Raw genomic sequence first — 15,893 nt, forward strand, 5'->3', positions numbered from 1 at the left:
TGCTTTCCGGGGGTTCATTGTTGTCGCTTTCTCGAGCTTCCTATCAGAATCGAACTGATGACCTTCTCATTACGAGTGAGACGCTCTACCGACTGAGCTAAGGAAGCAACCGCGTGAAACCCCGGCGAACCGGGCGGATCATGCAAGAGACAACTGTAATGGAGTCCCCGCACCCGGGTCAAAATGGGCGGGCGCGGGCTGTCAGCGGATCAGCAGACCGTGTTGTCTGCCGGTGTCTTGCCGTCCACGAGGTAGCCGTCCACGGCCTTTTCGATGCAGCTGTTGGAGCGGCCGTAGGCGGTGTGGCCTTCGCCCTTCCAGGTCAGCAGCGAGGCGGTACCGAGCTGCTTGCGCAGGGCGCTGGCCCACTCGACCGGCGTCGCGGGGTCGCCGGTGGTGCCGACCACCAGGATGTCGGTCGAACCCTTGTACTCGGCCGGCGCGGGGGTGCGGACGCTCTTGTACGGCCAGTCCTTGCAGCTGGTGCCGCCGTAGGCGAAGTAGTAGCCGAGGGTGGGGGAGAGCTGGCGGAGCCGCTTCTCTTCGGCGCGCATCGCGGCGGTGTCGGTGGACATCGGGTAGTCAAGGCAATTGATGGCGTTGAACGCGAACGCCGAATTTGCCGAATACGTGCCGTCGGGCTCGCGGTCCGCGCCGAAGTCGGAGAGGCGCAGCATCGGCGACAGGTCACCCTTCATCGCACTGTCCAAGGCCTGGGTCAGGACGGGCCAGTTGTCGTCGTTGTAGAACGGCAGGATAAAACCGCTGACGAACATGGACGCGTTGACCACCCGGCCATCCTTGGCGGATTTCGGATTCGCTTCCACCGCCGCGATGAGGTCCTGGATCTGCCGGATCGCGTTGTCCGGGCCGCCGCTCAACGGGCAGCCGCTGTCCTGGAGGCAGTTCGTCACATAGGCGCGGATGGCCTTCTCGAAGGCCTTCGCCTGGCCGCTGGTCAGCTCCTCATAGCTCAGCGACGGGTCCATGGCGCCGTCCAGGACCATCCGGCCGACGTTGTCCGGGAAGAGTGAGGCGTAAGTGGAGCCCAGGAAGGTTCCGTAGGAGTAGCCCAGGTAGTTCAGCTTGGTGTCGTTCAGCACACCGCGGAGGACGTCGAGGTCCTTGGCGGCGCTTACGGTGTCCACATGGCCCAGGACGGGGCCGGTCTTCTCGGCACACTTCGCGGCGATGGCCTTGTTGTCTGCGAGCGCCTCGGCCAGCCCGGCGTCGGTGTCCAGCCGGTAGATCTTGGCCCGGTTGGCGTCACGTTCCCGGTCGGTGAGGCAGGTGACCGGCGCGGAGCGCTTCACCCCGCGCGGATCGAAGCCCACGACGTCGTAGTTGGAGCGCACCTTCTCGGAAATGTTCGTGGAGCCGGCGTCCCTGACGAAGTCGTACCCGGAGCCGCCCGGGCCTCCGGGGTTCACCAGCAGGCTGCCCTTCTTGTTGCCGGCCTTCGTGGCCAGCTTGATCGCGGCAAGTTCGATCGAGTCGCCGTCGGGCTTGTTGTAATCCAGCGGGACCTTGATCTTGGCGCATTGGAAGTCCCCCTCGCAGCGGGTCCAGTTCAGCTGCTGGGAGTAGAAGCTGCGCAGCTCGGCCGGGGCGGCGGCGGCGATGGAGGGGTCGGCCTTGCCCGGAGCGCTCTTGGAGCCGCCGTCGCCGGAACCGAAGAGCGTGCAGGATGACAGCACGAGGGCCAGTACCAGGCCCAGCGACAAGGCACCGGCCGACCGCACCCCGGGCACCCGGCTCCGGTGGCCTGCCGGGGATGGTGGTGCTGACGTCATGCTGTTCTCCTTGGGATGTGGAACTGTGCGGATCGAGGGGGTCGAGCGTTGCTGCCGGGTCAGATCAGGCTGCTGGTCATGGATTCGATGGCCAGCAGCGGGGCCACGTTGGTGGTGGTGATCCGCTTGCGGGCCTTATTGATGGCATCCATCCGGGCAAGTGTCGACTCTGCCGTTGAGTGTCCGGCGAACTCCTGAAGTTCGTTCCTCAGCTCAACGTTGACCAGCTCAACGGCGTTCCCCATCTGGATGATCAGCACGTCCCGGTAAAAGGACAGCAGGTCGGTCAGGGTGCGGTCAAGGGAGTCGGTGACGGAGCGCTTGGCGCGGCGCTTCTGGTCGTCTTCCAGCTGTTTGACCTGCCCGCGCATGGCCGGCGGCAGCGGGCCGCTTTCGGGTGCCCCGAGCGTTGCGAGCAGCGCGGCCTTCTCGGCGGCGTCGCGCTCATCGTTGGAGCTGTTGGCTTCCTCGGTGGCGATCTTGACGAGCTTGTCCGCCATCATCACCGCCGCGGTGATGCCCCGCAGGTGCAGCGGGAAGCGGACCGTCTCCAGCCGGCGCTGCCGCGCCTCAGGGTCCCGGGCCAGCCGGCGCGCGATCCCCACATGGCTTTGCGCAGCGCGGGCCGCGCGCTCGGCAACGTCCGGTTCGACGCCGTCGCGCTTGACCAGCAGCGCCGCGACGTCGGCTGCGGGCGGAAGCCGCAGCGCCACCGGGCGGCAGCGGGAGCGGATGGTCACGAGCACGTCGGCGGGGGACGGGGCGCAGAGCATCCAGATGGTGCGCGGGGTGGGCTCCTCGATGGCCTTGAGCAGCACATTGGTGGTCCGCTCCGCCATCCGGTCCGCGTCTTCGACGACGATGATGCGCCAGCGCGCGGAGGAGGGACGGTTGCCGGCGGTCGAGACAAGTTCGCGGGCCTCGTCGATCGTGATGGTGACCTTCTCGGTCCGCACGAAGGTCACATCGGAGTGCGTCTCGCCGACGATGGTCTGGCACGCCGCGCATTCGCCGCAGCCCCGCCGGGCCACGTCCTCCTGGTCGCAGTTCAACGCCGCGGCAAACGCCTTCGCGGCGTTGGAGCGCCCCGACCCCGGCGGCCCGGTGAACAGCCAGGCGTGCGTGAGCCCTTCGCCCTCCGCGGCCTGGCGGAGTTGGGCGACGACGGCCGGTTGGCCCTGGAGGTCATCCCAGACACTCATGCCGAGCTGCCCTGGCGGAGCGAGAGCAACGCCCCGACCCGTTCCAGGATCCGGGCCGCCAGCTCCTGCACCGGCAGGTGCGCCGCGAGCACAAGGTACTTTTCCGGCCGGGCCGCGGCCAGGGCCAGGAAGGCGGCACGGATCCGGGCATGGAATTCGTCGGCCTCGGATTCGAGCCGGTCCTCCGAGGCGTCACCGGCGGTCCGGCGCCGGCGGCCGTCGGCAGGGTCGACGTCGAGGAGCACCGTGAGGTCCGGCTGCAGGCCGGAGGTGGCCCAGTCATTGAGCTGGCGCACCGCCTCGGTGCCGAGCTCCCGGCCAGCGCCCTGGTAGGCGACCGAGGAATCGATGTACCGGTCGGTGAGGACCACCTCGCCCCGCTCCAGCGCTGGACGGATGACTTGGTCGGCGTGCGCGGCGCGGGAGGCCGCGAAGATCAGGGCCTCGGTGCGGGCGTCGATGTGGCCGTGGCCGTGCTCCAGCACCAGTGAGCGCAGTTTCTCGCCGATCGGGGTGCCGCCCGGTTCCCGGGTCCGGAGCACCGTCAGCCCGCGGGTCTCCAGCGCCGTTGCAAGTTCCGCCGCCTGGGTGGATTTGCCGGCGCCGTCACCGCCCTCGAAGGCAATGAACAGGCCGGGGAACGGTCCGGGGGTCTGGGTAGTCACGGCTCTAGCCTACCGACAATCACCGACACCATCGTGGCCCGCGCGTAACGGCTTACGGGCTTGGCGCGGCCCCCAAGTACCCTGTGACCATGAGTCTCTCCGAAGAACAGGCAGCCTCGCTTTCCGCCGAGACGGTGGTGGTGGCCGCAGGCCGTCCGCCGCGCGAACGCGACGCACCGGTCAACCCGCCGATCGTGCTCTCCTCGACGTATTTCGGCACCGGCCCGCTGGGCCCCGGCGACCGCGGCTACGGCCGCTACTCCAACCCCACCTGGGACCCGTTCGAGCAGGCCCTGGCGCAACTGGAAGGCGCCACGCTGCCCGGCCTCTTGTATGCCTCGGGCCTGGCCGCGGTCAGTTCGGCGCTGTCCCTGGTTCCGGCGCAGGGGGTGCTGGTGATGCCGTCGCACAGCTACGCCGGCTCGCTCGTGATGGCAACCGAACTGGCGCAGAACGGTGCGCTGGAACTGCGCACCGTGGACATTGCAGAAACCGACGCCGTGCTGGCGCAGCTGGCGCCCGCCGGCGGCAAGCCTGCCAGTATGCTCTGGCTGGAGAGCCCCACCAACCCGATGCTCGGCGTCGCGGACATCCGGGCGCTCACCGCCGCGGCGCACGCCGCCGGCGCGCTGGTCGTCACCGACAACACCTTCTCCACCCCGCTCGTGCAGCAGCCCCTCAGCCTGGGCTCCGACGTCGTCCTGCACTCGGTCACCAAGTACCTCGCCGGCCACTCCGACGTCGTGCTCGGCGCTCTCGTGACGTCCGACGCCGACGTCCACGCCAGGCTGCTTCACCACCGCACCATCCACGGCGGCATCGCCGGGCCGTTCGAGGCGTGGCTGGCGCTGCGGGGGTTGCGCACCCTGGCGCTCCGGATTGAGCGCTCGCAGGCCTCTGCGGCGGTGCTCGCGGAACGGCTGGGCGGCCACCCGCAGGTCGGCAGCGTCCGCTACCCGGGACTGCCCACGGATCCCGGACACGAGCGTGCCAAGGCCCAGATGAAGGGCTTCGGCTCCGTGCTGTGCATTGAAATGGCGCCGGTGGACGGGTCCGGCCTCAGCGGCGCGGACGCGGCCGACCGGATGATCCGGGCACTGCAGCTGTGGCTGCCGGCCACGTCGCTGGGCGGCGTGGAATCCCTGATCGAACGCCGGCGCCGGCACACGGCGGAGCCGGAGAGCGTGCCGGACAACCTGGTTCGGCTGAGCGTCGGAATTGAAAACGTCGAGGACCTGTGGGCCGATTTGCAGCAGGCTTTGGCAACGCTGGACGGCTAGGCTGGGGGCATGGACGGAAGAACGCTGATTGAAATTGCCGACCGAGGGATCTACTTTCTCCTTGCGGTCGTGGCCCTGGGGCTTGAGGTGTGGGCGTTCTTCGATTGCCTGCGGCACAAGGCCAACGCCTTCGAGGCGGTGTCCAAGCGGACCAAGACCTTTTGGCTCGCCCTGACCGGCGGCGCCTTGGCCATCGGGCTGCTGTCCATTGTGGGCGGCGGCGGCGGGTTCTTCGGCCCGCTGGGCCTGTTCGGCCTCGCGGCGGTGACGGCGGCATCCGTCTACCTCGCCGACGTCCGCCCCGCGGTCAAGGACGCCGGCCGCGGCGGCAGCCGCAACATGGGTCCCTACGGCCCCTGGTAGTCCCCACCCACAGGCTCCAGACCGGTCGGCGCCACCGCGTCCCAGCCCACGGTGAGTTCGCCCAGGCGCCAGCGCGACGGGCCGTCCTGCACCGGCCAGCCGCCGTCGCGCAGTGCCCGGCACATGGCGGTCCAGCGCTGCCGGTTGCCGAACGAGGCCAGCGGCGCGGCCTCCAGCCAGGCCTTGTCCAGCGCCTGCAGATAGGTATGGATTCGTTCGCCGGGCACGTTCCGGTGGATGAGCGCCTTGGGCAGCCGCTCGGCGATCTCCGAGGGCAGTTCGAACCCGCCGAAGCGCATGGACAGGCCCAGGCTCAGCGGCCGGACGTCGTCGAGCGCCACCCAGGTGGCCCGGCGTCCGATCTCGTCGCAGGTGCCGTCGATGAACAACCCGCCGGGCGCCAGCCGCTCCTGCACGAGCCGCCAGATAGCCTGCACGTCCGCCTCCTCGTACTGCCGCAGCACGTTGAAAGCCCGCACCAGCACCGGCCGGCCCGGCACCGGGAGTTCGAAGCCGCCGCGCTGGAAGCTGAGCCCGGGACGCTCCAGCGCCTTGGCCAGCCGGACCCGCTCGGGCTCGATCTCAATCCCGACCACGCGCACGTCGGCCCGGACGGCGGAGAGGCGCTCATAGAGTTCGACGGCGGTGGCCGGGGATGCGCCGTAACCGAGGTCGACGACGAGCGGATCAGTGGCATTGCGCAGGCGCCAGGCCTGCGGCCCGGCGAGCCAGCGGTCGACGCGGCGCATCCGGTTGGGGTTGGTGGTGCCGCGGGTTACGTTGCCCACCGGCCTGCCGGTCCGGGATCCGCCGCCCGCCGCGCCCTGCGCCCTGCCCTGCGTCCCGCCCCGGGTCCGGGGGGACGCCACCCGCTCAGCCTTCTGCACCACACGCCAACCCTATCCCGGCGCTGTAACGCTCGGCGCTGCCCCGGACCGCTCGGCTAGGATGAAAAGCATGACTTACAAGCTGATTCTGCTGCGCCACGGCCACAGCGAATGGAACGCCAAGAACCTGTTCACCGGCTGGGTGGACGTTGACCTGAACGACCAGGGCCGTGCCGAGGCGGTACGCGGCGGCGAGCTGCTGGTGGAGAACAATGTCCTCCCGGACATCCTCTACACCTCGCGCCTGAAGCGGGCCATCAACACCGCGAACCTGGCGCTGGAGAAGGCCGACCGCGGCTGGATCGACGTCAAGCGCGACTGGCGCCTCAACGAACGCCACTACGGCGCGTTGCAGGGCAAGGACAAGGCCCAGACCCTGGCCGAGTACGGCGAGGAACAGTTCATGACCTGGCGCCGCTCCTACGACACCCCGCCGCCGCCCCTCGCGGACGACTCCGAGTTCTCCCAGGTGGGGGATCCGCGCTACAAGGACCTCGGCGACGCCATGCCGCGCATCGAGTGCCTCAAGGATGTCCTGGTGCGGCTGCTGCCCTACTGGGAGTCGGACATCAAGGAAGACCTCAAGGCCGGCAAGACCGTCCTGGTCACCGCCCACGGCAACTCGCTGCGCGCGCTGGTCAAGCACCTTGACGGCATCAGCGACGAGGACATCGCCGGCCTCAACATCCCCACCGGCATCCCGCTCGTCTACGACCTGGACGAGAACTTCAAACCGCTGAACCCGGGCGGCACGTACCTTGACCCCGAGGCGGCCGCCGAGTCCATCAAGGCAGTGGCGAACCAGGGCAAGAAGTAACGTCCCAACCCCGGAAACGACGACGGCGGCCGGTCACCCCCCAAGGTGACCGGCCGCCGTCGTACCCGCTAATGCTGGGACGGCAGGGCCGTCAGCTGTGCTCGATGCTGTTCGGGTGCCACGCGCCGGTGACCAGGTAAGTGACCTTCTGCGCCACCGAAACGCCGTGGTCCGCGAAACGTTCGAAGTAGCGGCTGGCCAGGGCCACATCCACGGTGGTGGCTGCGGATTCGGCCCAGTCGCTGCGTGCAATCGCCTTGAAGACGCTCAGGTGCAGGTCGTTGACGGCGCTGTTGGCCTTGAGGATGTCGCGGGCCACTTCAAGGTCGCGGGTCTCCAGCAGCACGGTGAGCTTCTCCGCGATCTCCAGGTCGTGCTTGGCGAAGCTCTTGAAGGTCTCCTGCAGCTGCTGCGGGATCACGTTGGCCGGGTAGCGGAGACGGGCGAGCTGGGCGATGTGCCGGGCAAGGTCGCCCATCCGCTCCAGCGAGGCGCTCATCCGGAGCGAGCCCACGATCATCCGCAGGTCGCTGGCCACCGGGCCCTGCAGGGCGAGGATGTCGATGGCACGCTCGTCGAGGCTGTTCTGCAGGAAATCGATCCGGGCGTCGGCGGCGATGACGTCCTCGGCGAGGTCGATGTCGGCGCCCTCGAAGGCAGTTGTGGCCTTCTCGAATGCCTCGCTGACGAGCTTCGAAATTTCGACGAGCTGCTCACCGACCTGGGCGAGCTCTTCCTGAAAAACCTTGCGCACGGGTGCGTCCTTTCCTCGGAAACGTTGCCGGGCATCACAGTGTCCGGCCGTTTCGTTCCACCGTTAGCGGCGTTCAACCTGCCACCCTTCCAGCCTCCGGTGAACTGTTACGCCTCAATAGGTGAACGTTAGCTGAACCAGCGGTGCAATCGCACAAGTTTTCGATTTCCGGCGGGCCGCAGCGCATAAGCTGAAGCCGTGGATCCAATGCTCATCGGTGTGATCGCGGGCCTGGTCGGCCTGTCGCTCGGCATATTCGGCGTGCTCGCCTTCCGGATTAGCGAGCAGCAACGAAAAATCAGCGACGTCGAAACTGGCGACCCCTCGCTTCCGGACGGCGCCGCCGAGGTGCTCGCCGTCGTCGGGCGCGCGTTCGTCGTCGTGGACGCGATCGACGGCGTCGTGCGGGCCAGCCCGGCCGCGTATGCCTACGGCCTGGTCCGGGGGCATACGGTGGTGCACCAGCAGCTGCTGGAAATGACCGCCAAAGTCCGGCGCGACGGGGTAATCCTTGAAAAGCAGCTGGAGCTGCCCCGCGGCCCGCTGGGCCAGGGGACCATCGTGGTGCAGGTCCGGGCCGCCATGCTCGGCGAGGAATATATCCTGCTGCTGGCAGACGACCGGACCGAGATCACCCGCACCGAAGAGATCCGCAACGACTTCGTCGCCAACGTCTCGCACGAACTCAAGACCCCGGTCGGCGCGATCTCGCTGCTGGCCGAAGCCCTTGAAGCCTCTCCCGACGACGAGGAAGCCGTCCGCCGGTTCGCCAAGCGCATGCACAAGGAATCCACCCGGCTGGCGGCCCTGGTGCAGGACATCATCGAACTCTCCCGGCTGCAGGGGGCCAACGTGGCCCAGCAGGCACACCCCGTGGACATCAACACGGTGGTCGCCGAAGCCGTGGACCGCTCCCAGCTCCCGGCCGAAAGCAAGAACATCGAGATTGTGGTGGGCGGCCGGACCAACGCGATGGTCTACGGCGACCAGGACCTGCTGGTCACAGCGCTGCGCAACTTGATCGACAACGCCATCCGCTACTCGCCGGATAACACCCGGGTCGGCGTCGGCGTGCGGGCCCGGGACGGCCTGGTCGCCGTCTCGGTGACGGACCAGGGCGAGGGCCTCAGCCCCGAGGACCAGGAACGGGTCTTTGAACGGTTCTACCGCGTGGACTCCGCCCGCTCGCGCCACACCGGCGGCACCGGCCTGGGCCTGAGCATCGTCAAGCATGTGATGGCCAACCACGGCGGCGAAGTGACGCTCTGGTCCCAGCCGGGGCAGGGCTCCACCTTCACCATCCGCCTCCCGGAGATGGAGGGCCAGGACGAGCCCGCTGCGGAGCCCCGCCGGTCCCCGCACAACGCACGACACGAACGACGCGACGCCGCCGGCGTCCATGAGCAAGGAGCGAGCGCTTGAGCCGGATTCTTATTGTCGAGGACGAGGAGTCGTTCAGCGACCCGCTCTCCTACCTGCTGGGCAAGGAAGGATTCGAGGTGGAGGTCGTGGACAACGGCCTGGACGCCATCACCGAATTCGACCGTAACGGCGCCGACCTGGTCCTCCTGGACCTGCAGCTGCCCGGGCAGTCCGGGACCGAGGTGTGCCGCCAGCTGCGCCAGCGCTCCTCCGTGCCGGTCATCATGCTGACCGCCAAGGACGCCGAAATCGACAAGGTCGTGGGCCTGGAGCTCGGCGCCGATGACTACGTCACGAAGCCCTACTCCGCCCGGGAACTGGTGGCCCGGGTCCGGGCCGTGCTGCGCCGCCACGGCGAACCGGAGGAACTGGTCTCCAGCACCGTCCAGGCAGGCCCGGTCCGGATGGACATTGAGCGGCACGTGGTTAGCGTCAGGGGCGAGCAGGTCTCGCTGCCGCTGAAGGAATTCGAACTGCTCGAGATGCTGCTGCGCAACTCCGGCAGGGTCCTCACCCGCGGCCAGCTGATCGACCGGGTCTGGGGCTCCGACTACGTGGGCGACACCAAGACCCTGGACGTGCACGTGAAGCGGCTGCGCAGCAAGATCGAACCTGATCCCTCGGCGCCGCGGTACCTGATCACTGTCCGCGGGCTGGGCTACAAGTTCGAGCCGTAAGCGCGGTGGCGGCGCCGCTGCGGTGCAGCGCGGCCGGCAAGGCCGCGCCGCTGCCCGGGCTGCGGAACGCTGGAGCCACTTAACGCAAAAAGGAGCGGCACCCGTGCGGGTGCCGCTCCTTTCGTATGTGAGTGCTACGGCGTCGGGGTGGCCGACGGAGTTTCCGAGGGGGTCTCCGACGGAGCCTCCGACGGCGTGGCGGTACCGGAGGCGGTCCCGGAGCTGGTGGGCTCGGCGCTGGGCAGGTACTTCTTGTAGTCCGTGATCGTGCCGTCCAGCACCGGCATCTTGAACTTGGCGTCCATGTTGGTGCCGTCCTCGCGGATCGTGACCTCCACGACGGAGCCGGGCTTGCCGCCGGTGGTGCTGAGGATGGCCGGGTCGGCCGAATCGTTCAGCAGGACGTAGGAGTTCTTCTTGACCGGAACCTGGGTCTGGGATCCGCCGGCGCCGTTGATGGTGAGCTTCACATCGTTGGCGGAGGTGTTGTACACGGCACCGATTACGCGGCCCGGCTTGTCCTCGCCATCGGAGATGATCATCATGTTGCGGAGCTGGAGCGGTCCGAGGTCGGTCCGGGTCCCGTCCGACGCCGAGTACTGCTCAGTGGTCTGCTGGGCATTGATATAGCCGCAGCCGGTCACCGACAGCAGGCCAATGCCAAGTGCAGCCGTTGCCATTGCCAGCTTGCCGCGCCGGCCCCGGGTCATCGCAGTGAAACGCACGTCACGCACTCCTTGAGAGTCTTGAAACATTATTCAGGCATAGCCTATCCGCAATAGTCCTCAAACGCGGATTCGGGGGATTACACATAGCCGCCCGTACGGTACGCGCTGCCGGTGACGGGCCGCCCCTCCGGTGCCGCCCAACTGCGCCGGCTGGTCCGCCCAGGGCGTGTCCGCCGTCGGACCTCCGGTCCCTTGGCAGCGGGTGGCCAATGCACTATTATCCGCATCCGTCAAGGGTTTTAAGGAGCCGATTCGGGCCATTTTCCGCGGATTTCCGGGGTTTCAGGGCGCGATCCATGGCAGTTGTATGCCCGTAATCGTGATAAACTAGTCTGCGGGAAAGGGGAATGTCCACATGGTTTTTGAGGTCGGCGAGACAGTAGTTTACCCTCACCACGGTGCAGCCAAAATTGAAGAAATCAAGATGCGCACTGTCAAGGGCGAAGAGAAGATGTATCTCAAGCTCAAGGTGGCTCAGGGTGATCTGACCATTGAAGTTCCAGCAGAAAACGTTGACCTTGTTGGGGTCCGGGACGTAGTGGGCAAGGAAGGCCTGGAGCACGTATTCGACGTGCTGCGGGCCGAGTTCACTGAAGAGCCCACCAACTGGTCACGTCGTTACAAGGCAAACCTGGAGAAGCTTGCTTCCGGTGACGTCATCAAGGTGGCAGAGGTCGTACGCGACCTGTGGCGCCGCGATCACGACCGGGGTCTCTCCGCAGGGGAGAAGCGCATGCTGGCCAAGGCCCGCCAGATTCTGATTTCAGAACTGGCACTGGCTGAGAAGACTGATGAAGAGAAGGCCGCAAGCGTTCTCGACGAGGTCCTGGCTTCCTAACCAAGAATCGAACCCCGGTGGCGTAACGGCCGCCGGGGCTTCTTTTTGCCCAAAACCGGTGCGGCGCGGCGCCGGGACGTAGTCTTGTCCGCATGAACACTGCATCGACAGCTTCCGTCACCGCGGTCATCCTCGTCGCCGCCGGATCCGGCCAGCGCCTGGGCTACGGCATGCCTAAGGCCAAGGTGCCGCTGGGCGGCGACAGTATCCTCACGCACGCCTTGCGGGGCGTCGCCGCGGCCGGGATTGCGCACCAGATCTGTGTGGCCCTCCCCCCGGGGGACACGGAACTCCGCGCCCAGTGCGAGTCCTTCGCCGCCGAGCTGCACGCCGAACACCGCCGCACCGCCGCCTCGGGGTCTGCCGTGCAGCTGCCGGACGTCACCGTCGTCGACGGCGGTGCCAGCCGTGCCGAGTCCGTGCGTGCCGCGCTCTCCGCGCTCTCGCCAGGCACGCAGTCCGTCCTGGTCCACGACGCCGCCCGGGCGCTCGCCCCCGAATCCGTCTTCCACCGCGTGGCCGCCGCCCTCCAGGCTGGCGCCGTCGCGGTGATCCCGGTGATGCCCGTGGTGGACACCGTCAAGACAGTCGACGCCACCCACGGCGCCGACGCCGGCATCGCCCCCGAAGTGGTCACCGGCACCGCGGCCCGGGAGGTGCTGCGCGCAGTCCAGACCCCGCAGGGTTTCGAACTCGCCACCCTCCGGCGCGCCCATGAGGAAGCCGCGGGATTCGACGGCGCACGCGCGGCCGCCGTCACGGACGACGCCGTGCTGGTGGAACTGCTCGGTGTTCCGGTCTATGCCGTGCGCGGCGCCAGCCAATCGCTGAAGATCACCACGCCACTGGACCTGATCCTCGCCGAAGGCCTCCTCGAGGGCCCGCTGGGCGCACGCTGGGTGGAGGGCTGAACATGGCCGCGAACCAGCCGCAGCCCGGGATGCCGATCCCGAGGACAGGCATCGGCATCGATGTTCACGCCTACGCTCCCGAGGACGCGCCGCAGCCGCTGTGGCTTGGCGGCCTGCACTGGGAAGGCGAGCGGGGCCTCGCCGGCCACTCCGACGGTGACCCGGTGGCCCACGCCGCCGCGGATGCGCTGTTCTCCGCCTGCGGGATCGGGGACCTGGGCACCCACTTCGGCACCGACCGCCCCGAATACGCCGGAGCCTCCGGCGTGACCCTGCTGGCCGAGGCCGCCCGGATCGTCCGCGCCGGCGGTTACGAAATCGGCAATATCGCCGTGCAGTTTGTGGCCAACCGGCCTAAGTTCGGCCCGCGCCGGGAGGAATCCCAGCGGGTCCTCAGTGCGGCCGCCGGCGCTCCGGTGAGTGTCTCAGCCACCACGAGCGACGGCCTTGGCTTCACCGGCCGCGGCGAAGGCATCGCCGCCACGGCCACTGCGCTGGTTTACCCGGCAGGCTGAGCCCGGCAGGGCAATCGGGCCTACGCTTAAGGGACTACCCTCCGCAACTGTCAGGAGACCTCCCGTGAAAAAGCTGCTTCCCGTTCTTGTCCTTGCCGCAGGAACGCTGCTGGCGGGGTGCGCCGGCTCCGCGACGCCGCCGGCCACCACCACACCCCGGATGAGCGTCGAGGAAAGCTGCAAGTTCCTCAACACGGACACCTTTGTGCCCACGGGGAGCGACAAGGAAAAGGCCGGCCAGATCGGCCAGCACTACCAGGAGGTCGCGGACAAGGTGGCCCCGGAGATCGCGGAGCCTATCCAGCAGATGGCCGACGTCATGAAAAAAGTGGGCGACAGCCCCACCGGCAGGCAGACCTCCGAGCAGCTGGCACAGCTCAGGCAACAGATGGACAAGATCGGCCAGCACTGCAAGTAGTCCCCGGACCGCCTCGGCGTGCATCGGCTAATCTGGAGCGGTGACCCTGCGCTTTTACGACACTGCATCCGCCGAAGTCCGCGACTTCGTCCCCCTCGTTCCGGGCAAAGTGAGCCTCTACTACTGCGGTGCCACGGTGCAGGGCATGCCGCACGTCGGGCACATCCGTTCCGCGATCGCCTTCGACCAGCTCACTCGCTGGCTGCAGTACCGCGGCTTCCGCGTCACCGTGGTGCGCAACGTGACGGACATCGACGACAAGATCCTCGCCAAGTCGGCCGAATCGTTTGCCGCTGATTTCGAAGGCGAGCCGGGCGCTGTCCGCGAGGAGGAATGGTGGGCCCTGGCCTACCGCTACGAGCAGGAATTCCTCAAGGCCTACGACACCCTGGGCGTCTCCCGCCCCACCTACGAGCCGCGAGCCACCGGCCACATCCCCGAGATGCACGCCCTGATCCAGCAGCTGATCGACCGCGGTCACGCCTACCCCGCGCTCGACGACTCCGGCGACGTATATTTCGATGTGCGCTCCTGGTCAAAGTACGGTTCCCTGACCCGGCAGAAGCTCGATGACATGCAGGGAGCTCCCGACGCCGACCCGCGGGGGAAGCGGGATCCGCGCGACTTCGCGCTCTGGAAGGGCCACAAGGAAGGCGAGCCGGCGACGGCTGCCTGGGCTTCGCCGTGGGGCGCCGGACGGCCGGGCTGGCACCTCGAATGTTCCGCGATGGTCACCAAGTACCTCGGCACCGAATTCGACATCCACGGCGGCGGACTGGACCTGCGCTTCCCGCACCACGAAAACGAGATGGCCCAGTCCCAGGCTGCGGGCCACGGCTTCGCGAACTTCTGGATGCACAACGGCATGGTCACCTACGCCGGCGAAAAGATGTCAAAGTCCATCGGCAACACGGTCAGCCCGGCCGAAATGCTGGAACTCGCCTCGCCGCGGGTGGTCCGCTATTACCTCGGCCAGGCGCAGTACCGCTCGGTGCTGGACTACCAGCCCACCTCCCTGGGCGAGGCCGCCGCCGCCGTCGAACGCGTTGATGGTTTCATCAGCCGCGCCGTCCGGACCCTTGGCGGCGCCGACGGCGCGGCCCCGGCCAGTTACGGCCTCTTCAGCAACGGCGTCGTCCCGGACGCCTTTGCCGCGGCGATGGACGATGACCTCAACGTCCCGCAGGCCCTCGCCGTCCTGCACGACACCGTCCGGGCCGGCAACACGGCGCTCACCGCCGGCGAGCTCGACGATGCCCGGCAGGCACTGGCCAGTGTCACGGACATGCTGCGTGTCCTTGGTCTCAATGACACGGCGGCCCCGGCAGTCGACGGGCAGGCCAACACTGCCCTCGGGGTCCTGGTCGAGGCCCAGCTCGCCGCGAGGGCCCAGGCCCGCGCCGGCAAGGACTGGGCAGCCTCGGACGCCATCCGCGACACCCTCGCGGCGGCCGGCGTCGTCGTCGAGGACGGCGCGGACGGCGCCAGCTGGAGCTTGAAGCGCGGCTGACGCCGCCCTGCCCCCGCCGCCGAAGGCGGGCCGCCCGGGGACCGTGCGGTCGAGGATTTAACGCGAGTCAGTAGACTGGAGTTCAGACTTATCAACGAATCGCGTAGTTAAAAGGGTGAAACTCATGGCCAACAACGGTCGCCGCTCGGTCAAAATGAAGAAGGGCCCCACCGTCGGGACCGGCGGTCACGGCCGTAAAGCCCTCGAGGGCAAGGGCCCCACTCCCAAGGCGGAGGACCGCCCCTACCACAAGGCCCACAAGAACAAGCAGCTCGCGGAGCGCTCCGCCGCCAAGCGCGGCACGGGCGCCCGCAGCGCCGGTGCCCGCTCGGGCCCCAAGGGCCGTGCCACCGAGGAAGTCGTCACCGGGCGCAACTCCGTGGTCGAAGCCCTCCGCGCCGGCATCCCCGCCAAGGCCCTGCACGTCGCCATCCGGATCGAAATGGATGACCGGGTCAAGGAGTCCCTCAAGCTCGCGGCCGAACGCGGTATCCCGCTGCTGGAAACCGGCAAGCCCGAACTGGACCGGATGACCGACGACGCCATCCACCAGGGCCTTGTGCTGCAGATCCCGCCGTACGAATACCAGGATGCCTACGAGCTGGCCGAGGAGACCCTCGAGAGCTGGAAAAAGGGCCACGTCGCCAACGCGCCGCTCTTCGTTGCGCTCGACGGGATCACCGACCCGCGCAACCTGGGCGCGATCATCCGCTCGGTCTCCGCCTTCAGCGGCCACGGCGTGATTGTTCCGGAACGCCGGTCCGTCGGGGTCACCGCCTCGGCCTGGAAGACCAGCGCCGGCGCCGCCGTGCGCGTGCCCGTGGCCCGCGCCGCGAACCTGAACAGCACGCTCAAGGCCTTCAAGAACATGGGCATCTACGTCCTCGGCCTGGACGGCGACGGCGACGTTTCGCTGCCGGACCTCGCCCTGGCCACCGAGCCGGTCTGCATCGTCGTCGGGTCCGAAGGCAAGGGCCTGAGCCGCCTGGTCCGCGAAAACTGCGACCAGATCGTCTCCATCCCGATCGATTCCGCCATGGAATCGCTCAACGCCTCCATGGCCGTCGGCATCTCCCTGTACGAAATTTCCCGCCAGCGGGCCGCTAAGTAGCC

General features: G+C 68.0%; 17 protein-coding genes and 1 tRNA gene. 11 read left to right on the forward strand and 7 right to left on the reverse strand.

Annotation, left to right across the window (positions count from 1 at the left end; translation table 11 throughout):
• Nucleotides 1-34: 34 nt before the first annotated feature.
• The 4 genes from ACUYM2_RS03090 to tmk all read right to left on the reverse strand — a co-directional run bounded on the left by ACUYM2_RS03090 (nt 35) and on the right by tmk (nt 3,660).
• A tRNA-Thr gene (locus ACUYM2_RS03090) sits at nt 35-107 on the reverse strand.
• 102 nt (nt 108-209) lie between these two features.
• Nucleotides 210-1,793, reverse strand: a complete 1,584-nt coding sequence (locus ACUYM2_RS03095; protein ID WP_481598745.1) for an alpha/beta hydrolase — start codon at nt 1,791-1,793, stop codon at nt 210-212.
• 59 nt (nt 1,794-1,852) lie between these two features.
• Nucleotides 1,853-2,995 (reverse strand): DNA polymerase III subunit delta', encoded by a 1,143-nt coding sequence (locus ACUYM2_RS03100; protein WP_481598746.1) that lies wholly within the window; start codon nt 2,993-2,995, stop codon nt 1,853-1,855.
• Nucleotides 2,992-3,660: a dTMP kinase gene (gene tmk, locus ACUYM2_RS03105; protein WP_481598747.1), complete on the reverse strand. Its 669-nt coding sequence runs from the start codon at nt 3,658-3,660 to the stop codon at nt 2,992-2,994. Before tmk ends, ACUYM2_RS03100 begins: the two co-directional genes overlap by 4 nt.
• Before the next feature lie 89 nt (nt 3,661-3,749).
• Here tmk and ACUYM2_RS03110 point away from each other — a divergent pair, with 89 nt between their 5' ends.
• Both ACUYM2_RS03110 and ACUYM2_RS03115 read left to right on the forward strand, forming a co-directional pair.
• A complete protein-coding gene (locus ACUYM2_RS03110) occupies nt 3,750-4,940 on the forward strand; it encodes a trans-sulfuration enzyme family protein (protein ID WP_481598748.1) in 1,191 nt (396 codons plus the stop codon).
• A 9-nt stretch (nt 4,941-4,949) separates the two neighbouring features.
• Complete coding sequence (locus tag ACUYM2_RS03115; protein ID WP_481598749.1) at nt 4,950-5,303, forward strand: DUF2516 family protein; 354 nt, start codon at nt 4,950-4,952, stop codon at nt 5,301-5,303.
• Here the strand turns inward: ACUYM2_RS03115 and ACUYM2_RS03120 are convergent.
• The gene (locus tag ACUYM2_RS03120; RefSeq protein ID WP_481598750.1) at nt 5,288-6,193 is read right to left on the reverse strand and encodes a class I SAM-dependent methyltransferase; all 906 of its coding nucleotides are present in this window, start codon (nt 6,191-6,193) and stop codon (nt 5,288-5,290) included. The two genes, ACUYM2_RS03115 and ACUYM2_RS03120, sit on opposite strands and share 16 nt — an antisense overlap.
• Before the next feature lie 67 nt (nt 6,194-6,260).
• Here ACUYM2_RS03120 and ACUYM2_RS03125 point away from each other — a divergent pair, with 67 nt between their 5' ends.
• Entirely contained in the window at nt 6,261-7,007 is a 747-nt protein-coding gene (locus ACUYM2_RS03125) for a phosphoglyceromutase (RefSeq protein ID WP_481598751.1), read from the forward strand.
• Nucleotides 7,008-7,098: 91 nt separating this feature from the next.
• Here the strand turns inward: ACUYM2_RS03125 and phoU are convergent, their stop codons facing one another.
• On the reverse strand, nt 7,099-7,761 hold the full coding sequence (gene phoU / locus ACUYM2_RS03130; protein ID WP_481598752.1) for a phosphate signaling complex protein PhoU: 663 nt from the start codon (nt 7,759-7,761) through the stop codon (nt 7,099-7,101).
• A gap of 207 nt (nt 7,762-7,968) precedes the next feature.
• Between phoU and ACUYM2_RS03135 the strand changes: the two genes are divergently transcribed.
• Nucleotides 7,969-9,183: a sensor histidine kinase gene (locus ACUYM2_RS03135; protein WP_481601387.1), complete on the forward strand. Its 1,215-nt coding sequence runs from the start codon at nt 7,969-7,971 to the stop codon at nt 9,181-9,183.
• Nucleotides 9,180-9,860 (forward strand): winged helix-turn-helix domain-containing protein, encoded by a 681-nt coding sequence (locus ACUYM2_RS03140; RefSeq protein WP_481598753.1) that lies wholly within the window; start codon nt 9,180-9,182, stop codon nt 9,858-9,860. Before ACUYM2_RS03135 ends, ACUYM2_RS03140 begins: the two co-directional genes overlap by 4 nt.
• Nucleotides 9,861-9,994: 134 nt before the next feature.
• Here the strand turns inward: ACUYM2_RS03140 and ACUYM2_RS03145 are convergent, their stop codons facing one another.
• Entirely contained in the window at nt 9,995-10,570 is a 576-nt protein-coding gene (locus ACUYM2_RS03145; protein ID WP_481601388.1) for a hypothetical protein, read from the reverse strand.
• Nucleotides 10,571-10,943: 373 nt separating this feature from the next.
• On the opposite strand from ACUYM2_RS03145, the gene ACUYM2_RS03150 reads away from it, so the two are divergent.
• The 6 genes from ACUYM2_RS03150 to rlmB all read left to right on the forward strand — a co-directional run bounded on the left by ACUYM2_RS03150 (nt 10,944) and on the right by rlmB (nt 15,891).
• The gene (locus ACUYM2_RS03150; protein WP_026266570.1) at nt 10,944-11,426 is read left to right on the forward strand and encodes a CarD family transcriptional regulator; all 483 of its coding nucleotides are present in this window, start codon (nt 10,944-10,946) and stop codon (nt 11,424-11,426) included.
• 92 nt (nt 11,427-11,518) lie between these two features.
• On the forward strand, nt 11,519-12,337 hold the full coding sequence (gene ispD / locus ACUYM2_RS03155; protein ID WP_481598754.1) for a 2-C-methyl-D-erythritol 4-phosphate cytidylyltransferase: 819 nt from the start codon (nt 11,519-11,521) through the stop codon (nt 12,335-12,337).
• A 29-nt stretch (nt 12,338-12,366) separates the two neighbouring features.
• Nucleotides 12,367-12,852 (forward strand): 2-C-methyl-D-erythritol 2,4-cyclodiphosphate synthase, encoded by a 486-nt coding sequence (gene ispF, locus ACUYM2_RS03160; RefSeq protein ID WP_481601389.1) that lies wholly within the window; start codon nt 12,367-12,369, stop codon nt 12,850-12,852.
• A 64-nt stretch (nt 12,853-12,916) separates the two neighbouring features.
• Entirely contained in the window at nt 12,917-13,270 is a 354-nt protein-coding gene (locus tag ACUYM2_RS03165) for a YajG family lipoprotein (protein ID WP_481598755.1), read from the forward strand.
• A gap of 40 nt (nt 13,271-13,310) precedes the next feature.
• Nucleotides 13,311-14,780, forward strand: a complete 1,470-nt coding sequence (cysS, locus tag ACUYM2_RS03170) for a cysteine--tRNA ligase (protein ID WP_481598756.1) — start codon at nt 13,311-13,313, stop codon at nt 14,778-14,780.
• A 124-nt stretch (nt 14,781-14,904) separates the two neighbouring features.
• On the forward strand, nt 14,905-15,891 hold the full coding sequence (rlmB, locus tag ACUYM2_RS03175) for a 23S rRNA (guanosine(2251)-2'-O)-methyltransferase RlmB (RefSeq protein WP_481598757.1): 987 nt from the start codon (nt 14,905-14,907) through the stop codon (nt 15,889-15,891).
• Nucleotides 15,892-15,893 lie beyond the last annotated feature (2 nt).

It is taken from the genome of Arthrobacter sp. SD1074B, from assembly GCF_056780195.1.

What these genes read in the sequence shown, in the direction of transcription:
- ACUYM2_RS03095 (WP_481598745.1), bottom strand. Translation starts at nt 1,793, where the DNA reads ATGACGTCAGCACCACCATCCCCGGCAGGCCACCGGAGCCGGGTGCCC.
- ACUYM2_RS03100 (WP_481598746.1), bottom strand. Translation starts at nt 2,995, where the DNA reads ATGAGTGTCTGGGATGACCTCCAGGGCCAACCGGCCGTCGTCGCCCAA.
- ACUYM2_RS03110 (WP_481598748.1), top strand. Translation starts at nt 3,750, where the DNA reads ATGAGTCTCTCCGAAGAACAGGCAGCCTCGCTTTCCGCCGAGACGGTG.
- ACUYM2_RS03115 (WP_481598749.1), top strand. Translation starts at nt 4,950, where the DNA reads ATGGACGGAAGAACGCTGATTGAAATTGCCGACCGAGGGATCTACTTT.
- ACUYM2_RS03125 (WP_481598751.1), top strand. Translation starts at nt 6,261, where the DNA reads ATGACTTACAAGCTGATTCTGCTGCGCCACGGCCACAGCGAATGGAAC.
- ACUYM2_RS03135 (WP_481601387.1), top strand. Translation starts at nt 7,969, where the DNA reads ATGCTCATCGGTGTGATCGCGGGCCTGGTCGGCCTGTCGCTCGGCATA.
- ACUYM2_RS03145 (WP_481601388.1), bottom strand. Translation starts at nt 10,570, where the DNA reads ATGACCCGGGGCCGGCGCGGCAAGCTGGCAATGGCAACGGCTGCACTT.
- ACUYM2_RS03150 (WP_026266570.1), top strand. Translation starts at nt 10,944, where the DNA reads ATGGTTTTTGAGGTCGGCGAGACAGTAGTTTACCCTCACCACGGTGCA.
- ispD (WP_481598754.1), top strand. Translation starts at nt 11,519, where the DNA reads ATGAACACTGCATCGACAGCTTCCGTCACCGCGGTCATCCTCGTCGCC.
- ispF (WP_481601389.1), top strand. Translation starts at nt 12,367, where the DNA reads ATGCCGATCCCGAGGACAGGCATCGGCATCGATGTTCACGCCTACGCT.
- rlmB (WP_481598757.1), top strand. Translation starts at nt 14,905, where the DNA reads ATGGCCAACAACGGTCGCCGCTCGGTCAAAATGAAGAAGGGCCCCACC.